We start from the raw sequence: 25,736 nt of genomic DNA, 5'->3' as shown, positions 1-25,736 counted from the left end.
ATATTCAGCAGATGAAACAGACTAGACTTCTTCCCCTCTTATGCTTATTGTTGGCAAGCCTTTCCGTTTTCGGACAAAAAAAGACAGAGTTTAAAGGCGTGGTAAAGGGCAAAACCACCGCTTCCATCATTATCCAACACGGCCCCGTCAGTCATTTCGGCGGTAATGGCGAACCAAAAATGGACACTATACCTGTACGCGACGGCAAGTTTTCGATTACGCTAAACCTCTCGGAACCGGAATACGTAACGGCGATACCGGAAGCGGGTATCCGCCACAGAGGCAATAAGCGCGGGCCTTATTGGGGATTCGCCATGCGCGCCGCGTTCTTTATTTTTCCGGGCGAACGTTTGTCTCTCAAAACCGAACTGCTCGCCGACCGGTGGAGCGTAAACGCCAAGGGCAACAAAATGGCCCAAACGGCGACAACCCTAAGGCAAGCGAACCTAAACGACTACGTGGCATTCGACAGTTTGGAAATGCAACTTGACAAAGCCAAACAAAACGGACTGTCAAAAAACGAAACCAATAAGCTTTTCGAAGAACGGAACAAACGCCGGGCTCCCGCGCGGGAAAGGCTTAAAGAATACGCCACCACCCATCTTGACGAAGAATACTCGTTGTTTTTGCTCATAAAGAGCGGCGGCCCCGCCCTTGTGGCAAAATACTACGATCAGATACCGGAAAACATACGCTCGGGCCTCTTCGGCGACTTTTTGCGCAAAGCCTTGAAAAGAGGCAAGCGAAATACGAGGATGGACAAGGCCAAAAAACTGTTGGTAGCCGGCGCGAAAGCCCCCGATTTCGAATTGGAATCCCTTGACGGAAAAAAAGTCGCTTTGTCCGGAATAAAAGCGGATTATATCGTGCTGGACTTTTGGGGTAGCTGGTGCGGTTGGTGCACCAAAGAATTTCCCGAACTGAAGAAGTGTCACACAAAGTACGGAGACCGCATAAAGATAGTGGGTGTCGATTGCTTCGACGGTAAAAAGGCTTGGAAAGATGCGGTGGAAAAACACGAACTCCCTTGGCTCCAACTCTATAATGACCGCGAAAGCGAAAACCCTATCGACGTTATGTACGGAGTAACGAACTTTCCCACCAAAGTTATCCTTGACAAAGAGCTGAACATCGTCGCGAGATACAAAGGCGCCGATCCGGCGTTCTTCAAAAAACTCGACGAGCTGATGGGCGGCAGTTGACACTATAAGGTATATTTGGCCGTTCCGTATCTATTCTTGCTTGAATGCGGAACGGCTATACTTTTTAAACACACTACCATCTCCATAACCGCCAACCGGTCTTTTCAAAAACCTTAACGCCCTCCACAAACCGCGGTCTTGTCTCCGGATGATCTTGTTAAAACGCAACAAGTCCCAACTCCCCTCTTTCCCAAAAAGGACTAAGCGAAAAGAGACTCAAAAACATTCAGGAAAAGTATACGAAAACGGTAAAAGGAACCCTTCTTCCAAAAAAATAACAAGCCCTAAGCCGACAACTGTCCATTAGCAACCAAAAAGACACAATTAGCCATACGACCACGCTTCTCCGGCACCAAAGAAGACAAAATCACCCTGTCTGCCAGCCATTCCAAACCGACATCATTCCATTCAACTCGCCGAATACTTTTGTCAGCCCCTTGTTCCTTTTCCAAAGAGCCCAATGACATTCTTCCCGACTTGGGAAACCCAAAAAAGACCGAGACACTACGCCGACGAACATAAGGCTGGTGCCTCCAAGTCTCACTTTTCCGAAAAAAACGGTCTTGGTCAAAATCATACCAATGGATATGCGCATAGGAAAAGTAAGCGTATTTCAGGTCTCGTTTGCGTAAGCGTGAATTAAACGGCACGCCTCCGCCAAACAGCATTCTACCCAACACGGCCAAGCCCTGCCTACGGTCCCGGGCGCCTTGCGCTTTCCAAAGGTCATAGCCCTCCCGTCCGCCATTGCGTTGTATCTCCCGCCCCACGGTACTGCGATGAAACCCGATAACCCGCGCGATCTCGGCGTCGGTCTTCCCCTCGCGGATACCTAAAAATATTCGGGCCCTATGGGTTATATTCAGTTGGGACATTCTCTTTTTTTTGATAGTAATGAATATGCACTGGAACAAAATCACCCTTGTTTTAATCGCTTTACAGTTCTGCTCCATTATTGAGCTCCAATGCGCTCCAAAAAACTAATTTCAGGCCTTTATTTTTCTTCCATAACCGCAATGCTTTTGGATGGAAGAAAAATTTGTAGCCGTATTTAAGAGATTTTTTGGTTACTTTTTGATCTTTCAAAAAGTAACACCGGAGCTTGTTATAAGCAAGCCGTTTATGGTTTCGGGCTATCGTCTTTTAAATGCCAATAATTATGTCGTAGTGCATACAGAGTAAAGGGTAAATAGACTGCTTGGAGTGTTAGCCCTATACCGTTAACGGTAAGGCCTTGCCGAAATGAAAGGGAATTCTCCGGAAGAAAAAAACGAATCCGAAAAAACCCAGTACAACTTTGCACTAAATATCACCCAACCCTCCACATTGAGATATAAAATCACCGCTCCAACCACACACAGACTATTTACTCTGGACTCTTTACCCTTTACTATCAAATGAAAACCGTGGCGCTAAGACAAGGCATGCCATGTCTCTACGATTGAAAATCACCGCCCCAACCACACACAGACTATTTACTCTCGACCCTTTACTTTGTACTGGAAATTTCCACATCTTCCCCAAAGGCCTTATCCTCACCTCTGTTCAGCGCATAGATATACTTGAACACCGACTGCCCGAAGCTTTGCCATTCGCTGAACGGTACGTCCTTGTTTATCTTTCTAAATTCAAAAACAGGCGCCCCCGTCTTATCACTGTCCTTATCCATATGCGCGCCCATACCGCCCATCGCCCTAAACAGGTACGCGCGGTGCCGGTCCGGATAGTGTTTCTCCGTTAACAAATCTTTTCCGAAAGGCAAGTTACTTACCCAATCGTCCCGGGTCAAATCCTTGCCCAGCATATTCCGCATAGCCAAATTAGTGTGGTATTGGTACACCCCTCGGGCAAAAAAACGGGCGGACAGCCCGCCGATACCCAACAGACCGCAAAGGTCATCCACCACCGCCCGCCAAAGGTTGGCCTTATAATTCCGCAAGGTAGCCTTTAACGGTCTGGGCAGTTTTTCGAACATCGTAGCCACGTCGGTACGGGCCAAAACAGGTACAAAGCTTTTCGGATAATGCCCCACTTCCTGCGAGCCGAACATCAGATACATCCCCACCACCCGCAACAGGCCCATAAGTTGCGGATCCTTCAGCATGGGCGCCCTGTCGGCCAAGCGCCTTACCGTCCGGTCCACCTCCCTCACCATCAATTGCGAACGGTACCTGAAAAGCGGATCCACCGATTTGTTCGGAGGTATAAAAGTGCTTCTTCCCCCGGCCTTGCGTTCCCGTTCCGCCTCGGTCTCTTCTTCGTCCGGATAGCCGAGATCGTCGAAAAGCCTACCCAGCTTATCCAGCCCCAAGCCGGCCGTTACCTGAAAATACGCTTCTTCGGAACCCCGCGTCTTCATCACCGCCTCTTTATGCTCGCTTCGCAAAGCGCCGAACTCCTTCAGGTTGCTAAGCCATATATACCCCGGCTCGCGCTTTACCCTGGCCATCATCCGCGTTAGCTTCGCCATAGTGGCGGTCAGCTTCGCGTAGCCCTCCGGCGTTTCCTCAAAAGGGTCCGTCACTATCTCCATATAAGGCCACCGCTCCTTTACCGAAATATCGGCCTGCACCGTAAAGCCATCCCCCTCCAGCAGTATATCCCCTTTTCTGAACCGCACACTGCCGTGGATTTCCTCCTCGCTGAGTATATAGCCGTCCCACAGCGCGGCCGTCATCTCGTGGTAATGCTCCGGCGAACGGAAAAAACGGTAAGCGCCCTTCTCTATCTCAAAACCCACGGCACGCTGTACCACGGCCTCCGCCGAAGGCACGGCGCCCCGCACGCAACGCTCTCCCGCAGAAGCCTCCCTGCCCGACTTTTTCCTTACCGAAACCCTTTTAAACATACTTTCCGCAAAGCGTAACGCCTCTTGCATACGCAATTATTCGGCCGCTAACCACACGTAGGCTATTTACTCTGTACTCTTTACCCTTTACTATCAAATGAAAACCGTAACGCTGAGATAAGGTCGCCATATCTCTACAACAGAAAATCCCCGCCCCAACCACACGCAGACTATTTACTCTGTACTCTTTACCCTTTACTAAGAAAAATCAATTATTTATTTTTTTTCAAAAAATGAGACAATAAAAAACCGAAAGCCCTCTAACCGGTTCATGACTAGAGAATAAACCGAATTACAATAAAATAACTCTCTCCTCATGAAAAAAAATCGACTCATACGATTACTGGCCCTCAGCATGTTGCTGACACTTTGGTGTGTCGGGGCTAGGGCGCAGTATAGGGCTGTATTAGTTTCCGATGATTCTGGCATAGGCAATGCAACAAGTATCGCTGTCCACCCTATTAGCAAAAAGGTTTTTTACTCCGAACCATTCTTCGATAATATCTACAGAATCGAAGATAACGGAACTAAAACACTAGTTGTACCTAGCCCTCCCTCACAAGCTCATTCCATTGCGTTTGATGCTAATGGAGATTTGTATATCGGCGCTGTAGATCATATAATTTATAAGCTCGACTTTCACACAAATACAGAAGTGGTTTATAGTGACATGTCAAGCGCAACTGTCGTTGCGGGTACAGGTGCTCCAACAACCGATTTAGAGAATTTTTGGTCGGGCAGGAGCTACACTCATGATTTCCCCGGCAGAATACAAATTATAGGCAATAAATTATACATAGCCTCCCAATTTAATAACTCAGCCGACCCTATTGTCGTAATAAATCTACTTGATAACACAGTTACAAAAAATATAAACCAACGCAGTGGAAACAGCAGCCTTTATTGGCAAGTTGCTGTAAATAGCTCTGGAGATATCTATCAAAAACACTCTGACAACACTATTTCTCCCAACAACACTGGCACTGCCTTTGTCGGTGGAGGCAGCGACCCTATTTCTAATGGAGCCACTGCAGACGACGTATCCCTTAGCGTGGATAATCACATTGGAATGGCGTTCAATCTAAATAATGATATCTTTTATTTCAGTGATGGAAACAAAATTTTTAGTGTCGACAATGGCATTATTTCAAATTTTGCTGGATCAGGAACAAGCACTGCAGAAACAAGAACAGAGATAAGTGATATTACTAGTATGAATATAGGAAATGCCAGAAATTTCCATTTTCATGACAATGACCTTTACTTTGTAGACAATCAAAATTCTTCTATATGGAAGCTGGAAATACTTCCACCCGCCTCAGTTTCAGTAAACTCCCAAGATATTGGCAGTGAATATAACTTTGGAAACATTATATACGACCAAAACTCAGGGGATATAACCTTTACCATCACCAATGACTTTGATCGTGTTATTAACCTAAAAGGAACAGCTCCATTTATTGCGCTTTCAGGCACTGACCCGGGGAAATTTGAACTAGTACAGAGTGGCTTAAATGGCTTAGATATGGCCATAGGCGACACGCAAACATTCACGGTCAAATACTCTCCCGGAGATATCACTACCACAGGCGAAAACCATGAAGCCAGCATAGCTTTTACTGTTGAATGGCTGGATGATGACGATCTCCCTCAAGAGGAGGAATTCACTTATACGTTAAAAGGAAGCTCGGTCAAGCACACTATTCCAAATAACGCCGTATCCAATATCACGGCCAATCTAAGTGATTCCGAATTAAACCTGAACACTTTCGCCACTGAAAATATCGATAACCCGCAATATACCGGAACACCAACCTTCGCTATTGAGGGAGTGACATCAAGTATAATAAGTTTGGATGATACGGACCTCAACAATGTATTGCTTACCTATGACAACATAGGTTTTGCGCAATTAAACATTACCTACCCCGCCACTGCGGAATATGACACAAAAACCACATCCGTACTCGTAACAGTAAGCAACAGGGAAAACAACCCGGCGGACTTTGATCTAAGCGGTCTCACTGCAACCTACGGAGACCTGAATAATAAGGTGGTAATAGAGGACTACTTCACCGGTGTCCCCGTAGGTTATGACGGAACCATCAGCGTCGAGGCCCTTCCTAGCTCCAATGACGTAGGCACCCTCGCACCAGATGCGGGAAACAACAACAAGGAAACATTCACCTACAACAACGCCGGTTCCGTAGAAATCGAGGTGATCTTTTCTCAAACCGACACTTATAACGAAAAGATTATCAGACAAACGCTTACCGTAGGGAAAAAGCAGATCAGACCAGTTATCAGTAATGGAATCAATAATCTGAAGTACAATCCGCAAGCTAGGGACTTGAATAATTACCTTAGCTTCGAAGACGCTTCAAATGACCCTTACTTTGGATTTACAGGAAGCGCTACATTCTCAAATATAACCTCCGATACGGATCTCACGATCACCAACGATACGGACGCGCTTTTCGAAATCGCAAAAAGCGGATACGTAATCGAAGTTAGCATCGATGACCGTAACCATGAAATTGCAACAGCAAACAAAGACGTAACCATAACGGTAGACAAAGCCGATTTGGTAATTACCTTCAACAATGCCTCAACAACTATTACCCCCGGCAGTAATTCCGATGAAATTACGCTTTCGGATTATGACTCATTCAGTGACGACAACCATAACGGAACGATCACTTACACCGAAGTTGATGGTGACAATAGCTCTACCCCTCCACCCCCAGCCAATGACTTAATTGACATTACAGGCATTGACTCTGATATAGCAGATCCATTAAAAGGTGGCGAAACTTGGGTAATGGTCACAATGACCAACTCAGACCGATATGAAGATGCCGACGCTTGGGCAAAAATAGAAATCGGGAAAGCGGAAAACCCCGTCACCTTTAATATCCCTACGGGGCCATATACATACGGAGACCTTGACAATACTTTAGACCTTACCACAGGCCTTAACCTATTTGATTATGACGGCACTCCGGAATTTTACGTGGAGCCTGATACTGGCGCTCCCGGCAACCCAAATTCCAATCATGTCGCTTCTATCAGCGGAACGGTACTAACATACACCAACGCCGGACATACGGTGGTCAAAGTTGACTTGCCCGCTACCGACATATTTAAGTCAGCGGTTATCCGCAGAACGCTTACAGTTGACAAAGCAACGCCAACTGTCCAATTCCAAAACTTCAACAAAACCTACGGAGATCCTCAATTCAGCTTGCTAGAGCAAATTTCGAATCTCCCTACCGACTATTCCGGCACTATATCGTTTACCAACACTAACAATTTCAATGGCACAAACGGTACTGTATCCCTAAGCGGAAGCAATGACCATTTGGCCACAGTCGGAGACGTTGGTGAAGTAAGATTAACCGTACACCTTGCGGAAGACGCAAATTACAACGCAAGGGATGTAAACGCCACGCTTGAAATCCAAAAGGCCACACCAACATTAGTTTTCGACAACTTTACGAAGAAGTATAAGTACGGGGACAATACCTTTGACTTGGAAGACTACGCATATGTTGATGAGATTAACCCCGGTACTATTACGTTCCAAGTCGAGGAAGACTTTGACGACGCTATTGACTTAACAGGGTCCATAGTTACGGTCAAACGTTCGGGAGTCGTTAAATTAAGAATGAACGTAGCTACGACAGACAGCTATAGCGCTCATCACAAAATAGCCGAGCTAACAGTTGATCGAGACTTCCCTGCGGTAACGTTCAACGATTTCGAAGCCCTAGTATTGGACGAGATCGAACTGGATGATCTTATTACCGTACCTGACGATTATTCGAAAGCGAATATCACTTATTCGGTAAACAACGGAACCGGAACAGCCGAGTTAAACGGCATAGACAATAGCTTGCTGGAAACGTTGACTACCGGAACAGTATCGGTAACCGCTAGCCTTGCGCAAACAGACAAATACGACATGAGAGTAGTGTCGGCGACTGTTGACATAGTGAAAAGGCCCGCTCCCTACTCTATTTCGTTCCCAGACTTTAGCAGGGCTTACGGCACCAACCCGTTGGATCTACGCAATAAGGTTATAGTCACCGGCGACGGCACATTGTTCCGTAGCCAACAAATCGCCGTATCACACGGAATGGACATGACTCTCCAAACGGACAGTTATGAATTCTCAAAAGTGGATAACGGCAACCAAGTGGTCAGCCTTAGCGGCGCTTACAACCAGACCGCGACAATCAACAAAGTCGGGGTAATTACCTTAGAGTTTAAGATAAACGCTAACGACTACTTTGAGGAAGTGAAGGTTACGTCAAATATGACAGTCAACCAGATCTCTCCAAGTATCACTTTCGACAATTTCCAGAAAACTTACGGAGACGAAGACTTCAACCTCTTTGATCACCTGTCAGTTCCTTCGGACTATACAGGAACTATAGAGTTCTTCGATGACGGAGGCACCGGTAGCATACTGCTTAGCGGAGACAGTGACGCCGACGTAGAGATCACCGGAGCCGGCCATGTGGATATCAGAGTAGCGCTGGGCGGAGACCATAACTATGAGGCCAATAACAAGACCGCTCGCCTAACGATTCACAAAGCGGACCTTATTCCCGCAGATATATTCAGTGACTTCACAAAGACATTCAATGATCCAGATTTCAATCTGGACAACAGGCTTAACCTGCCGGATGATTATACGGGTGCTCCTACATATAGCAAAGCCACCCAAAACCCACTTCTTGGCGACGTGGCTTTGACCGGAGACAGAATGCAACATGCCGAATTATTGGTGTCGGGAACTATAGAGCTTACGGCAAATATTCCCCACGATGACAACTATAATTCGACAACAGCTACGGCTACATTGACTATAAATAAAGATGACCCTGTGGTCACTTTCGGAAACATTGACAAAACATACAATGATCCGAATTTCGAATTAGAAGCAACAACCAATGCTCCGGAACCAATCACTTATCAAGTGGTAAGTGGCAGTGAGTATGTCGCCCTTTACATTAACCCTTCTGAGCCACAAAAAACATATGTAAGTATTCGTGGGGCCGGAACAGCGGTAATAAAAGCGGTTTCAGAAGAAGGCATCATTAACTATAACGAAGGTTCGGCTACGGCAACCATAACTATCTCCAAAGACGATCCGGCCATCCTCTTTGACAACTTCACGAAAGTTTATGGAGACGAACCGTTTAGTCTTGAGGATGACACTGTACTACCTTCAGATTACGACGGCACATTCACTTACGAGAAAACGGATACCAACAATACCGTAGCGCAACTGGGCGGAACAAATAACAGTATCGTAACCATTGAACGGGCCGGAGCCGTAAACTTCAAGATCGTTCTAAGCGGTGACGCCAACTACAACCCGGCCCATAAAGTGGCGACCATGACGGTTGACAGGGCTACGCCAACCGTAGGGTTTAACATCCCTCCCGTAACCATCGGCGATCAGGATCTGGACCTGAACAACTACATCCAACCGCCAGGCGACTATGACGGTAAAGTAACTTACCAGATAGAGGCCAGCAGGGATGGCGGAGCCGTTACCCTTGGCGGGCCAAACAACGAGGACCTGACAATAGTACAAGCCGGCGAAGTGGATATCAAAGCCACATTCAACACAGACGGCAAGTACAGTACGGCTTCGAGCGTATCCACAATAGTCATCAGCAAAGCGGCTACAGGCATTACTTTCGCTATCGCGGACAAAACCTACGGAGACGAGGACTTTACCTTGGAGGCTATGAGCATGCCGGCCGGGGCCGAGTTTGAGTATGAAGTGGTACCGGGAGGCACAGGCGACGTAAGACTCTACGGTGACGACAACGAGTTTGTGGAAATCCTGGGAGCGGGAACGGTCACTATCCGGGCCAAGGCGTTAGAAAGAACTAACTACCTGCCGAACTTCGAGGACGTAACCTTCACGATCTTCAAAGCCGATCCTACGATCGACTTCCAGGACCAAGCCGTTACCTATGACCCGAACCAGCTCTTCGAGCTTCAGGCGGGATCGGTTCCTGAGGGAGTTATCGACTTCGCATTGACAGGCGGTACAGGCGCTATCGTACTCGAAGGCGACAGAAACCAATTCTTCACCGTATTGCAAGCCGGTTATGTAGACCTGACCGCAACATTCGAAGAAACGGCTAACTTCAATAGCGGAACAGCCAATGCCAAACTGACTATACACAAGGCCGAGCCGGTCATTACCTTCGACGATATCCAGAAAACTTTCGACGACGACGACTTCGAACTTGAGGCCACCGCGGTCTCACCGGGCGACATCACCTACTCCGTCGAAAACGGAACCGGAGCGGTTTCTCTCTACGGAGACTACAACAAGGAGGTACGCCTTGTAAAGGCGGGCAATGTTACCATTAGGGCTTCAATTGCTTCGACGGTCAACTACAAAGCGGGTGTTGCCGACGCAGAGTTAATCATTAACAAAGCTGATCCATTGTTAGTGACTGATGACGCTGACAAGACCTACGGTGACGTACCGTTCGAACTCTTCACCGTAAGCCGTTCGGATGGAGACGTTACCTACTCGATAGACTCGGGTGAAGAAGTAATCAGCCTCGACGGCAACCTGGTCACTATTCTGCAATCGGGTGTAGCCACTATCGCCACTAGAATCGAAGAAACCGACAACTATACGAGCGGACTCGCATTCTCAACCGTAAGGGTAGAAAAAGCGATTTCCACTATCGACAACTTCTTTAATATCGTTTCCACTTACGGCGACGCTCCATTCGATCTTGACGCCACCACTAACTCGGACGGTGTTATCAGATACGTGCTAGAAAGCGGTGACGACGTAGTGTCATTGAACGGTAACGAAATCACGTTGCTGAAATCGGGCACGGCGATGGTTAAGGCCTATGTTCAGGAAACTGACAAGTACTTCGCGTCGGAGAAGATCATCACTATCGAAGTGCTGAGGGCTACAGCGGTTATCACCAACTTCAATGACTTGACCAACACTTACGGCGACGCTCCGGTAACTCTTACCGCCGGAACGAATTCGGACGGAAGCCTAAGCTACTCAGTAGTGTCGGGCGACGACGTGATAAGCCTCGACGGCGCCGTGGTCACCTTCTTGAAAAGCGGAGTGGCCTACATAAAGGCAACCGTTCCGGAGACCGACAAATTCCTAAGCGTTGAGAGAGTGATTAAAGTTGATGTTAAAAGGGCGTTCCCGAAAATCCTGAACTTTGCGGATATTACGGCTACGTACCTTGACAGGCCGGTTACTTTGGACGCCACAACCAACTCGGATTCGCCGATCAATTACGCTCTCACTTCCGGTGACGACGTAATCAGTCTTGACGGGCCGACATTCACGACCCTGAAGAGCGGAACGGCGACTATTACCGCCTCAGTAAACGAAACCGAGAAGTACTACGCCGGAGAATTGACGATCACCGTAACCGTACAAACCGCCAGAGCCTGGATCCAGAATATCGAGGATATGACGGTAAAATACGACTCGCCAATCTTCACTTACGAAGCGACCAGCAACTCGGACGGAACGGTACTATACGAACTCCTAAGCGGCTCGGACGTAATCAACCTGAAAGACGGCAAGGTAACTACCCTAAAAGCGGGTACCGCGACAGTCAAAGCGTATGTAAACGATACGGAACGCTTTGAAAGCGCCAGCAGGGTTGTGACAGTGACTGTTGAAAGGGCGGTTACCGTTATCGAGAATTTCGACAACTTGGTTAAGACCGTAGACGACCCGGCCTTTATCCTGACAGCATCGTCCAATTCAGACGCGCCGATTTCCTACGCTAAGGTAATCGATAACGGAGTGATTGCGCTGGAAGGCAACAAAGTCATCATCAAGAGCCCGGGTATCGCATATGTGAAAGCCTCGGTTCCGGAAAATGACAAGTTTGAGGCCGGTGAAAAAGTGATCGCCATCCAGGTCAACACCGTAACGGATGTAACTGCCGCCAAGGCCCAGAGCATCACGGTTTACCCAGTGCCTAGCGACGGCGAGGTTAACGTGGAATGGGACGGCCATATTGACGCGATTGTAGTCTACGACCTCAAAGGAAACATGGTTTTCAACGCCGACGGAAAAGGCGCAGAAAACAAAGTCGAACTTAACTTGGCCAGTGGCATGTACGTGCTGAAAGCCAAAGCCGGCGACAACACCTTTGTGAAACGCATAAGCATTAAATAATCGGATAAACTATCCTTCACAAATTAAAAAGGTCTTCCGGGTGTCCGGAAGGCCTTTTCGTCTTTATATCTAATTTTTAATTGCGATTCCACACTCCCACTCCACTCTTTTTCCAAAGTCATTCCTCACTGCGACTTTTCGGTTAACAGGATAATGGTTCACTGCCCTAAAAGGGCTAAATTGCGGTGTGTTTGATTGAAAAACGCTGACTGATTTTTCTATTATTTTAATCTCCAAGTTGTGACATACGATATCAGCATAATCGGGGGCGGAATTGTAGGGCTAGCTACCGCATATAAGATCCTAAGTCAAAACCCTAACCTCAAGCTCCTTTTGATCGAGAAAGAAAAGGAACTTGGCGCCCACCAAACCGGCAATAACAGCGGTGTTATCCACTCAGGTCTGTACTATAAGCCGGGCTCTCTCAAGGCCACCAATTGTATTAGGGGGTACCACGAACTGGTCGACTTTTGTAAAAAAGAAGAGATTCCCTTCGAGCTTTGCGGTAAATTGGTAGTCTCTACCGCTCAGGAACAAATTCCGCTGATGAACAACCTTTTGGAAAGGGGAACAGCCAACGGACTTAAAGGCATCAAAAGACTAAACAAGGAGGAACTCAAAGAACACGAGCCTCACGTAAGCGGTATCGAAGGCCTGTGGGTGCCCCAAACCGGGATTGTCGACTATTCGGTAGTATGCGAAAAGTTGGGGCAGAAAGTCCAACAGCTTGGAGGAGAAATCAAGATGGGCTCCAAGGTTACCAATATCACCACCGCCAAGGTGGCCAGTACTATCGAGACATCAACGGGCGACTACCAAACCAAACTTGTTGTCAACTGCGCCGGTCTTTACTCCGACAAGGTTGCGGAAATGACCATGGGCAAAAAACTAAATCTCAGGATCATTCCTTTTAAAGGGGAATATTATAAGCTTAAGCCCGAAAGCGAATCATTGGTGAAGAATCTGATCTATCCTGTTCCGGATCCTAACTTCCCTTTCCTCGGCGTACACTTTACACGTATGATGAAAGGTGGCGTGGAGGCCGGGCCTAACGCCGTTTTGGCTTTTGCCAGAGAAGGCTACAAAAAGACGCAGATTAATTTTGCAGAACTTTTTGAGACGCTAACTTGGCCCGGATTCCAGAAAGTGGCTTCGAAATACTGGAAGACAGGTATGGGAGAAATGTACCGCTCATTCTCCAAAAAGGCGTTTACCAAAGCATTGCAGGGCCTTATCCCGGAAATCACCGAGAAGGATTTGGTGGCCGGAGGTGCCGGTATCAGAGCCCAGGCTTGCGAAAAAGACGGCGGTTTGGTGGATGATTTCCTGATCTTCGAAAACGAATTCGCCGTGAATGTCTGCAATGCGCCTTCGCCCGCGGCCACTTCGGCGCTGTCGATCGGACAGACGCTTTCCGAAAAGATTTTGACAAGATTCTAAGCCCCTGTTTCCGGGAAAGGGGCTTCCCTTTTCCGGAAACAACCAAACCCTACAAACCATGACAAGAAAACTACTTTTACTCCTTCTATTGCCCCTGTTCTCTTGCGAAACGAAACCAAAAACCATTGTTTACACTCCACAAGAAAGCGGTTCCAAATCCCATATCCGCGGACTGATGGCCGTAAACGATTCCGTTTGTTGGTATAGCGCATCAAAAGGAATTGTAGGTTTGACTATGGACGGCGGAAAGAGTTGGACAACCACTACGGTACAAGGAGCTGACTCGCTTGACTTCCGGGATATCGAAGCTTTTTCAGGGAAAAGAGCGCTGATATTGAGCGCCGGTAGCCCTGGCAGAATCTATCTGACCGAGAATGCGGGACTCAACTGGAAAATGGTTCACGAGGACACCAGACCCGAGATTTTTTACGACGGGATGGATTTCGCCAATAAGCTTGACGGGGCGGTTTACGGCGACCCAATCAACGGCGAGCAGCAGGTGTTGCATACAGCAAACGGCGGAATGACTTGGGAAAAGGTTTCCGTTTCTTCCGATGATGTTCCGATATTGAAACAAGAGGCCGGTTTCGCCGCCAGCGGATCGGGGCTCGCTTATTTGGCTAACGGAGAAATCATTTACGGTCTGGGCGGTGATCAGGCCAGAACGATTTCTTACAACACAAAAGTGAAAAAGGCGTCCGTATCCAGCACCCCTCTCTCCCACGGCGCTCCGGCCAAAGGGATCTATTCGATCGCATTCAAAGACAACCTCAACGGCTTGGCCGTTGGCGGTGAATACCTTGATTCGACTATGAACAACTCTTCCATGGCCATAACCACAGACGGCGGAAAAACTTGGACTCTCCCATCTCAACCCGCAAAGGGCTACACCTCGTCGGTTTGCTATGTGCCTGATAGCGATATCGCTGTTGCCGTAGGGCGGTACGGTTCATATCTTTCGGAGGATAACGGCATGACTTGGCGAAAAACAGACAAGGAAGCTTTTTACACCGTAAGCTTTTCGCCGAGCGGGAAATACGGTTGGGTAGCCGGAGCCTACGGCAAAATCGCGAGGATTGAGATTCGGAGGGAATAGGCTGTACCTAGTTATCAAATGATCGGTTTTTTCTATACGCTTGCCTCCGTTGGCAAAAAGCCTCATATTGCCCCTTCATTTCACTGAATTCTAAAACATCCGATATGAACCGCAAAGAAATCAAGATCAACGTAGACCTTGACAACAACAATATTCCGGAAAAACTTTCTTGGGAAGCCGACGATTCCACCTCTGCCGGCCCCAAGCCTATCAAGGCCGTTTCCGTAAACCTTTGGGACGGTGAAAACGGCGGGCAGACTCTTCGTATCGACCTTTGGGACAAAGAGCTCAACACTCACGAAATGAAGCGTTTCTTTATCGATTCGCTTGGCGGTTGGTCACAAACGTTACTGAACTCCACTGGCGACGAGTTTATGGCCAACGAGATCAACAAACTCTGCGATAAGCTTTCGGAACACCATATGAAGGAGTTGAAAAAAGACCAAGGCAAATAATCCTAAAGCCTATAAAAAAAACGGCGCATTTTCAAAAATGCGCCGTTTTTTTGGCTTCAGACTTCCTTACAGATGGTTACTCCGCCTCTTGCGGCTGTACACTTGCGGGGTCCTGCATATATTCTTTTGGAGTCACTCCGAAATGCTCCCTGAAACACTTCGTGAAATACGCCGGAGAATTAAACCCTGTCCTGTAAGCTATTTGGCTTACGTTATCAACACCTTGGGCCAACTGACGCGCCGCTTCTTTGAGTCTGATAACCCTGATAAACCTACTTGCGGACTCTCCGGTCAAAGCTTTCAGTTTAACGTGCAGATGGCTTCGGCTAACGCCAAGTTCTCCCGCCATTTTCTCCACGCTGAAATCCGTATCGGAAAGATTCTTCGTCACCACACCGATCGCGTTGCCCAAGAATCTATCGTCAAACGACAAGTTCTTCTGCTCTTCCTCCGGTTGCCAATCCAAGTCTTTGAGGAAACGCTTACGGAAATTCCTTCGCGTCTCAACCAAGTTTCTCAATTTCACAACCAATACGTCCTCGTCGAAAGGTTTGGCCACATAATCGTCCGCTCCGCTGTCAAAGCCTTTGAGACGATCGCTGCGGGTATCGTAAGCGGTCAGCAACACCACCGGAATATGTGAGGTGTCCGCATCCGATTTTATCTCGGCGCACAGTTCGTTTCCGTCCATTTCCGGCATCATCACGTCTGAAAGAATCAGCTCCGGACTCTTTTCTCTGGCTATATCCAGCGCTATCTTGCCGTTTTCGGCCTCCAGCACGCGGAACTCGCCTTTCAACGATTTGGTAATATATCCCCTGAGTTGCTGATTGTCTTCGGCAACCAACACCAGCGGTTTCTCCTGTTTCTTTTCCTGAAAGTGTTCCGAATCCTCTTGCTCTTCCACAGTAACCACAGGCTCCGAATCCGGCTGGCTTTCGGTTGGCTCCACTAAAGACTCTTTCGGATAGCTTCCCGCATTCGTAGGCAATTGAACCGTAAAGGACGTTCCTTTACCGACTTCGCTCTCAGCGTCGATTGTTCCCAAATGAAGACTTACAAGATCGTAAGTCAAGGCCAATCCGATTCCGCTACCGGTTTGTTCCGCTTCTCCGTCACTGTCAACCGCCCTGAAGAACCTGCCGTAAATATTCTCCAGCTTTTCGGCCGGGATACCTATACCCGTATCGCTAACGATGATTCGCATCTCGTCCTTCTCCTGTGTCAACGACAGCGATACCTTACCGCCTTCGGGCGTATACTTCAAGGCGTTGGACAATAGGTTGTAGACAATCCGCTCGACTTTTTCCTTATCGAAGCAAACGTTCATCTTCTTGGGCGCAAAGAATTCAAAAGTGATATTCTTTTGGGTGGCCATACCGGTAAAGGCTCCGTAGATATTTCTCAAGAATCCAACGGCATCGGATTCGGAAACCCTGAGCCGTTTACTCTTTTCGGCCATCGAGCGGAATTCGAGCATCTGGTTGATCAGCTTGAGCAGAACTTCGGCATTTTTGTTCACCATCGACAACATCGGACGGCTATCTTCGCCAATATTACCTTTGAGCACCTGCTTCATCGGCCCGACGATCAAAGTCAAAGGTGTTCTCAGCTCATGCGAAAGGTCTGTGAAGAAACGGAGCTTCATTTCGCTGAGCTTACGCTCCTGAGCCCTTTCCTTGTCCTTACGCTCGCGTTCGGTTTTCTTCTCTACATCACGGATCAGCATATTCTTCCAAGCCATCGCAATCAGCAAAGCGAAGAACGCGTAAAGCAAATACGCCCACCAAGTCTGCCACAAAGGCGGAAGAATCACGACCTTCAGTCTCGCCTCTTTCGCTCCCCAGTGCCCACTTTGGTCGGTGGCTTTTACCCTGAACATATATTCGCCGGCAGGCAGGTGCGTATAAGCCACTTCCCTGTTTTTCCCTACAGTATAGCGCCAGCTTTTGTCGGCGCCCTCTAGGATATACGCATATCGAACTCTCTCCGGATTGGCGTATGACAATGCGGCGAATTCGATATTGAAAACATTATCCCTGTTTGGAAGTCGCACTTCTTTGCAAAACTCGATCGGTTTGCTGATTCGGCTCTCGCCTTTTTTTCCGGCTACCGGTCTCAGGGCTTTATTCAACACCTTGAAATTCACGATATAAACAGGCAAGTCTTTGCCCTTGGTCTGAAAAAGTTCGGGATCCAAAGCGATCATTCCCCTTTTCGTTCCGAACAGCAATTGGCCTCCGCCAAAATTACTGACCGCAGTATTCGGGATATAGTTTACGTTTTGCCCTTCCTCAAAATTAATGACACGAACGTTTTTTCCAGCCTTGTCCAGTGCCGTCACGCCGTCGCGCGTACCCAACCACAAAATTCCGTTCCAGTCTTCGGCGATGGCGTTTACTTGGTTATCCATCCCCCACTCGCGCTTGTCGATTCTCTTAAACGTACGCTTTTTGGCGTTGAATTTATACAAGCCATTTCCGGTACCGGCCCAGATGGCTCCGTTCCGGTCTTCTATAAGATGCCTTACGACATTGGCCTCAAGGCCTCTTTCCGAAGTATTTGACCTTGCGAAATAATACGTGGAGTCCTGCTTTTTATCATAAAGGTAAAGGCCGTTCCAACGGGTGGAGAACCACATATTGTCGGAGGCGTCTTTTTTGATCTGAAAAATATCTTTCCCTAGAACGCTTTCGGATTCACGGCCCAAGGCTTCGCCGAAAACAAAGCTGTCGGTTTCGGCGCTATATCTTCCCGGACCTTTGTAAGTCCCGAGCCACAAATCGCCCGTTCTTCTATCGAAAAACAGCGAATGGCAACGGTTATCGGGCAATAACTTTTGCTTTTTAGTGTTCTTGTAATGCCTTCTCAGTACAGGTTCTTTGCTTCCTTCTGGATAATAGAATCGGGAGACACCGTCCCAAGTGGCAACCCAAACGTCGCCGGCCCTATCCAGCACCACACTTCCTACCCGACCGGATAATAAAGTCTTGTTCCGGGTCTCGAAATATTTGACAGCGCCCATTTCCTGGTCTTCGGGCGGAACCCCGCCTTCGATCCAAGCCAAACCGGCGCCGTTCCTATGCCCAGCCCACACGTTTCCTTTATGATCATGCAAAATGGAGTTCACGGAAGAGTTTCTCAAACCTCCGATTCCGTTTACATCCAAGTGGCGATAATATCTTCTCACTTTCGAAACCAGCAATACGCCACGGCCCATAGTGGCCACCCAAGCTTCGCCAGAATCACTCAGGCGGATATCGGATATTCTCAGTTCCGAACTTTTGAACGTTCCGTGTTCGGGGAAATCTACCTGAGCCCAAAGGCTGTCGGCCTCCTGCTTTAATAACCCGGCACCTTGGGTTCCGACCCAAACGCCCAAGCTGTCCGTCATTTTCAAAACCGTCAACGGCTTGTCCACAACATGTTCCGCTTCGACAAACTCAACCTGATATCTGCGCTTTCGGGCATCGAGCGAGAACTTTTGCAAAGTGCCGTTCTCTGTACCGAACCATAAGCTTTTGCCGTAAAGGCTGGCCGCTGTCAGCGGAGCTTTTTCCTCTATATGTTCCGTTACGTTAAACGAAAATGAACGCTTGCCTTTTTTATCGAACAATTCGAACAAGCCGTCATTGTACAATATCCAGAATCTCCCGCTTTGGTCTTTCCCTACTTTTTCAATCAGCACGTTTTTGCGGTAAGCGCTTATTACCAAGGTGGTTTGGAGAGTGTCTTTACTATAAGAGACCATACGAACCTCGTCATCAAAGGCCACGTACATTCCCTTATTCCATCTGCCGATCCCTATAACATTCTTATTCTTGAAAAAACCCTGTCCCGATTGCCGGACCGGATTCAGTACGCCAAGGCCTTTTACCGTTCCGACAAAAATATTCCCCGATTGGTCCTCGCCCAGCGCTGTTACAAATTGGTTCGGAATGTTCGCTTTCGAATAACGGGCCAGATTATATCCGTCAAACCGGCCAAAACCGGCTTCCGTCCCTACCCACATAAAGCCCCTGCTGTCCTGAAAAACGCTGGTCACATAGTTGTCGGGCAACCCCTCCTCAATCGTAAGGCTTCGGATCCGCTCCTGATCGCTCACCAAACTATTCGCATACGCTCCTACCGTAGCGACTATCAGCGCAATAAATCCTCCTAATATTCTCATCACAATAGAATGTCTATCTTGAAAAAGCGCAAAAACCAGAAAGGGCCCGTTCTATTTCGGACCGGATTCTGACCGGAACAAACTGACCTAAATCAGAGAGACGCTCGGTCACGACGTAGTTGCTAAAAATACCATTTCGCTAAATCTTACCGAGAACGCTTCCGTTCGGAAACATAATTTACAAAGACTTTCCGTTTGGACACAACATAGAGGGAACTTTGAAGACATTCCAACTCGTTTTTAAACGAATCCTTTTGAAAAAAAGAAGACTCTTTGATATCATTCAAAGAATCCTCCTGTCTTCTTCTATACCAATAGATTTCAAAAAAGTAATATGGCCAACAGGGCCAAGCATAACGCCAAAGCGACTATTAGATAACTCTGGATATTTTTTCCCTGTCTTTTTTTCATAAACCTGCCCGTAAATACCGTCAGCTTGGCTAAGCCATCTATAAAGCCGTCTACAAACATACGGTCAAAGAAAGCCAAGACATGGGCGATGATAACGTTGCCTACACCGAAACCATCGACAACTTTGTCAATTGCCCGATCTAATCCGGCCGAGACCTTGGATGTAAACAAAGTGGCAGGCGCAGTACTTCTGACCACTCCGTCAATCACAGCCTTATCAAACTTATAGCACAAATCGGCAAAACGCAACCCGGGTTCCAGTACTGCTTTTTTGTAAAGATCATCCAAACGCCAGTTAAGCAACGACATCTTCCGCCAGCCTTTTGACGGATCTTTCATATTATAATAGTTGGCGCTATACTTTCCGCCCGGCCTAAACGCATAATACGCCAAAGCCAAGCCCAACGACACCAACAAAACGGATCCGACGGTGGTAACCATATGGAACCGCCTTATCAGGTTTTCCAGAATCGCCCCCTCTTCCAACCACTTCGGACCACCGAATGGAAATGCGGCGCCAGGCACACTAAAATGTCCCGATAACCAACCTTTACTGGCGACAAACGGGTTTAGGGAAAACAGAAAGCCTATAGATAACAAGGAAAGGACAAACAACGGCACTTTCTTTTTCCAGTGCGGCCCCTGTACTTTTCTCAAAACACCCTGAACTTCGGGATGGTGACGTTCCAAACGAAAATCGCCGAAGAAAATCAACAAAATCTGGCGTCCCATGTACACGCTGGTAAGCATGGCGGAAACGAAGCCCAAGACGGGAATAAGAAAGAATACCGGCCCACCGGACTGTGAACGAAACGCGGCCCAAGCCAACGTTTCCGTCAGAATGGCGTCTTTAGACAAAAAGCCGGAGAAGAACGGAATACCCATCAGCGAGGCGGAGGTGACTACATAAGCGGCAAAAACAAAAGGCATTTTTTTCCTCAAACCGCCCATATACCGCATATCGTTCGCATCAAAATGCAAAATATGTCCTTCCGATTTCAACCGAACCTCCACTTGGTGCAAAGCGCGGATTATGGCTCCCGCAGACAGGAAAAGGCCCGCCTTAAAGAAAGCGTGCGTTACTAAATGGAAATACGCGGCGTCATACGCCCCAACTCCCATTCCCATTACCATAAAGCCCAACTGTGAGCTGGTAGAGAAGGCCAACACTTTCTTAATATCGTTTTGCGAAAGCGCCGCAAAGGCACTCATAAACGCCGTAATCCCACCGATAATGGCAATAACGTCGAGTACGTCAACACTTAGTAGCGGAAATATTCTCACTAACAAATAAACTCCGGCGGCAACCATAGTCGCGGCGTGGATAAGCGCCGACACGGGAGTCGGGCCTTTCATGGCGTCGGGCAACCAAACCTGAAGCGGAAATTGGGCCGACTTGCCGATTGTTCCGCAAAAGAGCCCCAATCCGGCAACTGTCATCCAAAACGGGGAAACGGCCAAACGCCTAAACGCTTCGCCGTTTTGAAGTTCGAGCACCCATGTGCCGTCCGACAAAAACGCGGACTTGGCCATAGCCACAAGCGCCTGTAAATCAAAGGTGCCGAAATATGCGAAAATAACGGAAAGCCCCAGCAGAAAACCGGCGTCGCCCACCCTGTTGGTAAGGAAGGCCTTGCGAGAGGCCCGGGCCGCGGAACTCCGCTGAAACCAAAAGCCGATAAGCAAATAGCTTGAAAAACCAACAAGCTCCCAGAATATAAACAGCAACAACAGGTTATCGGAATAAACAATCCCCAGCATGGAGAAAGTAAAAAGCCCCAAAAGCGAGAAATACCGGGCGTAATGTGTGTCGTCTTTCATATAGTTCACCGAAAACAAGTGAACCAGAAAAGAAACCAAGGTCACGACTCCCGCAAGGAGAACGGATTCGTCGTCGGCCAAGACGCCGGCCGTAAAGCGATACAGCCAATCCCCCGTTCCCACTTCGAACCAAAGCCAACGAGCATGATGAGCCTCGCGTCCCCAAACCTGAAAAAAGATCCAAAGCACTCCCAAAAACGAAAGGCCTTGCAAATGAACCCCGATCAAGTCGGCGCGTTTCGCCAGTTTTGTCTTAAACAACGAAATCACGACAAAGGAAATCAACGGCAACAACATGGTCACCAAAGCCAGACCCGTTACCGAATCCAAAGCCAACTCTCCCGTCAACGCTCTTACGTCCATAACTTGAGACTATATTTCGAAAACGACTTTACGGATAAAAGAAAGCCGTTTTTCAATTTCAAAATCAGAAAAAAAGCATTCAGTTGAGGTGATCCATATCGGTCACGTCCGAATGCCTAAAGTATTTATACGCCTGCATTACGATTGCCAGCGCCACGGCTACCTCCGCGGCGGCCACTACGATAACGAACAGGGAGAACATCTGCCCGTTCAAGCCTTTGTCTCCCCCGCTGAAAGCGATTAGGTTGATATTGGCGGCGTTCAGCAAAAGCTCCACTCCCATCAACACCATGATGGCGTTTTTCTTCGAAATAATAATCGTCAGCCCAATACAAAACAGGACAGCGCTTAGCAAGAGTATGTGTTCCAATGGTATCATCGGCACCTTTTAAATCATTAACAAACGCCAAACGGTAGCGATAAACAAAACTATCAGCGACAAAGGCGTCAAATATTTCCACCCGAGACTCATCAGCTGGTCGATTCTCAAACGCGGATATGTCCAGCGTACCCACATCTGGGTAAAGACTATAAAGATCGCTTTGGATGTAATCCAGAAGATTCCCCAAACGTGGCTGACAATAGTTCCGGGCTCGCCCATTGTCCAGTCCCAAAGACGAACCGAGCCGATATTGGGCAAAGGGCTATTCCAGCTTCCCAAGAACAACACCGTAGCAGCAACCGAAATAAGCAACATCATGGCGTATTCCGACAGCATCAGGATGGCGAAACGGACACCGCTGTATTCGGTATGGAATCCGGCGATAAGCTCGGATTCCGATTCCGGCAAATCGAACGGCGCTCGGTTACATTCGGCCAAGCCAGATATATAGAAAATAAGAAAAGCCACCAGCAACACAGGCGACCGAAATATATTCCAAGTCAAAATCCCTCCAATATCGGTTACATCCACCCCAAGGGCTTTTATCCCGAAAAGGTAATTCGTATCTAGGTCAGTGGAGATATGCTTGAGAAAAGGGCCTTGCTGAAAGGAAATTTCCTGCATATCCAATGTCTGGCTTATAACCAAAACCGCCAAAACGCTTAACGTAAGCGGAATTTCATAACTGATAATCTGGGCAACAGAACGTAAAGCTCCGAACAAGGAAAACTTACTGTTACTCCCCCAACCGGCCATGAGAATACCGACCACATCCAAAGAAACAATCGCCAGCATAAAGAAAACTCCCGTCTCCGTAGCCGACCCCGCCCAACCGGGTGTAATAGGAAAAACGGAAAATCCGGCGATAACGGCACTCATCACTATGATTGGCGCCAAGGAGAACAAAATCTTATCGGTGGATTTGGCTTGGATATCCTCTTTCTGGATCAGCTTAAGAATATCGGCCAAGGTTTGTAACAATCCCCAATATCCCGTTTCCAAGGGGCCTACCCTGTCTTGCATAAAGGCGGAGACTTTCCTTTCGATATAAACCCCGGCCAAGGCAAAAAGCAGAATAAAGGGCAAATAGAATATAAACGTAGTCATTGGATTCTGATTTAGGCGTTATTGTTTTCGGCGCTCTTTGCCGCCAGAAAACTGGCGCCGATCAAGGCCACTAACAGTAATACGCCCGCCAATTCGAAGGGCAAAACATAATCGGTCATTATGGATTTGCCGATTACGACAAGGCTTCCGTCTTTCATCGGTTCGGCGTCGTTGGCCAGCCCGCTTCCCAAGCTGAATTTTGAGATGTAAATGACTTTGGCCAGAATATAAAATACGGCGACGCCTATAGCCAAGCTAGTTTTCCGGTACTTGGTACCGCTCAAGATACGGTCGCCTCCCACCCTATTGGTCAGCATTACGCCGAAAACCATCAAAATCAGAATACCGCCGACGTAAATCATGATTTGGGCCACGGCGATAAAATCGGCGCGCAACAGCACGTAAACGCCTGCGATGGACAAAAATGTCAGCACCAGCAGAAAGGCCGCGCGCAATACGTCTTTCATAAAGACGATCGCCCCGGCCGACAGTATCGCTATTCCGGCGAATACATAGAATAATACCTTTATCGTCAATTCCGCACTCATTCCCCGCTGTCGTCTTTAGGTTTTCGTATCGGTATTTTTGGTCTCATTACAGGCTTTTTAGCCTTTGTGGGCTTATCTCCCGCTTCCGACTTCTCGGATTGATCAGCTTTTCCTTCCGTCGGTTTTTTAGGAATTACAGGCCTTGCAGGGATCTTCGGTTTTATCACCGGCTTTTTGGACGTTGACGGTTTCGCTTCCTCTGATTCGGACGCATTTGTTTTCGCCGTTTCACCTTCTATCGGTTTCTTTGGGATAACTGGCCTCGAAGGAATTTTCGGTTTCATAACCGGCTTCTTGAACGTTGACGGTTTCGCTTCTTCAGATCCCGCCGGTTCCGCTTTGGTCGTTTCCCCTTCGCCTGTCTTCTTTGGAATTACAGGTCTTGATGGAATCTTCGGCTTCATCACCGGCCTCTTGGACGTTGACAACTTGGCCTCTTCGGTATCAGCCGTTTCAGCGTCTGTCGTTTTCTTCCGAATAACTGGCTTGGAAGGTATCCTCGGTTTTATTACAGGCTTCTTGGCCGTTGCAGACTTGGTTGATTCCGTCTCAGCGCTTTCTTCCTCTTTTTTCCGAATAACCGGCTTCGCTACTTTAGGCCTTATTACCAGTTTCGTCGCTTTTTTCTCTTCCGACGAATCCTCAGTAGCCGTTGTTTTCTTCACAACTGGTTTCGCTACTCTTGGACGGAATACCGGTTTCGGTTTGGCCTCAGCTTCACTCTCCTGTTTATTCTCCGTCGGTTTCGTCACGGGCTTCGCTACCGAAGCCTTCACTCTCGGTTTGAAAGTAGGTTTAGGTTTTGCTTCCCCTCCAGTTTCTTCCACTGGTTTTCTAACCGGCATTTTCGGTTTCGCTGTAGCCGAACCAATCGCCTTTTTCGCTTTTTCTTTCGACGCTTTGTCCGCCTCCCATTTCTCTTTCGCTTTGATGATCTCAATAGGAGTCATTGTCGCAAACGCAAAATTATGTTCGTCAAAATCGAAAGCGGAGTAATCGTATTCTGGAGTCATCGTGAGGCACTCCGTCGGACAAACCGTAGTACACAGCCCGCAGAACATGCACTTGGCCATATCGATATTGAACTTGGCAGCATGCAGACGCACAGGCGAACCATCGGATGCCGTCCTGATAATCTCGGATGAGCGCACGGCCTCTATCTCGATACAGTCAACGGGACATATCTTGGCGCATTTGTCACATACGATACAATCGTCTATTTCACAGTCAAGCTTATAGCGCCCAACTTCCGGCACCGGCAACACCTCACGCGGATAATTCAGGGTAACCCTACCCTTGTCCTGCTCAAAATATTCCGGTTGGTCCACTCCCTCGTTTCCATGGCGATGCCTAGCGTCCCAAAAGTGTTTCCAGGTCAGCTCCAAACCACGCCAAAGCGTGCGGACAGTTTCCGCCACATTCCCGAAATATGTGTTATTCGCTCCTTTCAATCGTCCGTGTTTAAAGTCTATCGGCTAATGGAGCCTCTCATTATCCGGTTTCCGGAAATATCCTTTCCCGAATAACCGCAAAGCCCCAATTACGCTAAACAGCGAACAACCGGTTTCCCGATTTTGTCCGAAAGCCTAACGCTCAAGGCATTGCGCACAGCCGTAACCAAAGGGCTTTAAAAGTACCCTTATGACAGGCAAACTTACTCCTCGATTACACTTTATCCAA

The 25,736-nt window shown here is 48.0% G+C and carries 13 protein-coding genes; 5 read left to right on the top strand and 8 right to left on the bottom strand.

Annotated features, from left to right (window positions below; genetic code table 11):
• The first annotated feature begins 11 nt into the window (after positions 1-11).
• A complete protein-coding gene (locus AABK39_RS08505) occupies positions 12-1,202 on the top strand; it encodes a peroxiredoxin family protein (protein ID WP_338394501.1) in 1,191 nt (396 codons plus the stop codon).
• Positions 1,203-1,486: 284 nt separating this feature from the next.
• Here AABK39_RS08505 and AABK39_RS08500 read toward each other — a convergent pair whose 3' ends face one another.
• Positions 1,487-2,077 (bottom strand): helix-turn-helix domain-containing protein, encoded by a 591-nt coding sequence (locus tag AABK39_RS08500; protein WP_338394500.1) that lies wholly within the window; start codon positions 2,075-2,077, stop codon positions 1,487-1,489.
• A 614-nt stretch (positions 2,078-2,691) separates the two neighbouring features.
• Entirely contained in the window at positions 2,692-4,080 is a 1,389-nt protein-coding gene (locus tag AABK39_RS08495) for a hypothetical protein (protein ID WP_338394499.1), read from the bottom strand.
• Positions 4,081-5,575: 1,495 nt separating this feature from the next.
• On the opposite strand from AABK39_RS08495, the gene AABK39_RS08490 reads away from it, so the two are divergent.
• From AABK39_RS08490 to gldC, 4 genes are all read left to right on the top strand, one after another.
• Positions 5,576-12,262, top strand: coding sequence for a T9SS type A sorting domain-containing protein (locus AABK39_RS08490; protein WP_338394498.1), 6,687 nt, complete (start codon positions 5,576-5,578; stop codon positions 12,260-12,262).
• Positions 12,263-12,502: 240 nt separating this feature from the next.
• Positions 12,503-13,702, top strand: a complete 1,200-nt coding sequence (gene lhgO, locus AABK39_RS08485) for an L-2-hydroxyglutarate oxidase (protein ID WP_338394497.1) — start codon at positions 12,503-12,505, stop codon at positions 13,700-13,702.
• Positions 13,703-13,760: 58 nt separating this feature from the next.
• On the top strand, positions 13,761-14,798 hold the full coding sequence (locus AABK39_RS08480) for a WD40/YVTN/BNR-like repeat-containing protein (RefSeq protein WP_338394496.1): 1,038 nt from the start codon (positions 13,761-13,763) through the stop codon (positions 14,796-14,798).
• A gap of 104 nt (positions 14,799-14,902) precedes the next feature.
• Positions 14,903-15,253 (top strand): gliding motility protein GldC, encoded by a 351-nt coding sequence (gldC, locus tag AABK39_RS08475; protein ID WP_338394495.1) that lies wholly within the window; start codon positions 14,903-14,905, stop codon positions 15,251-15,253.
• A gap of 76 nt (positions 15,254-15,329) precedes the next feature.
• On the opposite strand, the gene AABK39_RS08470 is transcribed toward gldC, so the two are convergent.
• The 6 genes from AABK39_RS08470 to AABK39_RS08445 all read right to left on the bottom strand — a co-directional run bounded on the left by AABK39_RS08470 (position 15,330) and on the right by AABK39_RS08445 (position 25,507).
• Positions 15,330-19,424 carry a hybrid sensor histidine kinase/response regulator transcription factor gene (locus AABK39_RS08470; protein ID WP_338394494.1) on the bottom strand — a complete coding sequence of 1,365 codons (4,095 nt, stop codon included), beginning with the start codon at positions 19,422-19,424 and terminating at the stop codon, positions 15,330-15,332.
• Positions 19,425-19,745: 321 nt separating this feature from the next.
• Entirely contained in the window at positions 19,746-22,019 is a 2,274-nt protein-coding gene (locus AABK39_RS08465) for an NADH-quinone oxidoreductase subunit 5 family protein (RefSeq protein ID WP_338394493.1), read from the bottom strand.
• Between the two features lie 79 nt (positions 22,020-22,098).
• On the bottom strand, positions 22,099-22,398 hold the full coding sequence (gene nuoK / locus AABK39_RS08460) for an NADH-quinone oxidoreductase subunit NuoK (protein ID WP_338394492.1): 300 nt from the start codon (positions 22,396-22,398) through the stop codon (positions 22,099-22,101).
• A gap of 9 nt (positions 22,399-22,407) precedes the next feature.
• Positions 22,408-23,508, bottom strand: a complete 1,101-nt coding sequence (locus AABK39_RS08455; RefSeq protein WP_338394491.1) for a complex I subunit 1/NuoH family protein — start codon at positions 23,506-23,508, stop codon at positions 22,408-22,410.
• Positions 23,509-23,519: 11 nt separating this feature from the next.
• A complete protein-coding gene (locus AABK39_RS08450) occupies positions 23,520-24,056 on the bottom strand; it encodes an NADH-quinone oxidoreductase subunit J family protein (protein ID WP_338394490.1) in 537 nt (178 codons plus the stop codon).
• Positions 24,053-25,507 carry a 4Fe-4S dicluster domain-containing protein gene (locus tag AABK39_RS08445; protein ID WP_338394489.1) on the bottom strand — a complete coding sequence of 485 codons (1,455 nt, stop codon included), beginning with the start codon at positions 25,505-25,507 and terminating at the stop codon, positions 24,053-24,055. The genes AABK39_RS08450 and AABK39_RS08445 overlap by 4 nt, the downstream gene beginning before the upstream one ends.
• Between the last annotated feature and the right edge of the window lie 229 nt (positions 25,508-25,736).

Origin of the sequence: Fulvitalea axinellae, assembly GCF_036492835.1 — a bacterium.
Lineage (GTDB): Bacteria > Bacteroidota > Bacteroidia > Cytophagales > Cyclobacteriaceae > Fulvitalea > Fulvitalea axinellae.
This window is presented reverse-complemented; position numbering and strand designations above follow the sequence as displayed.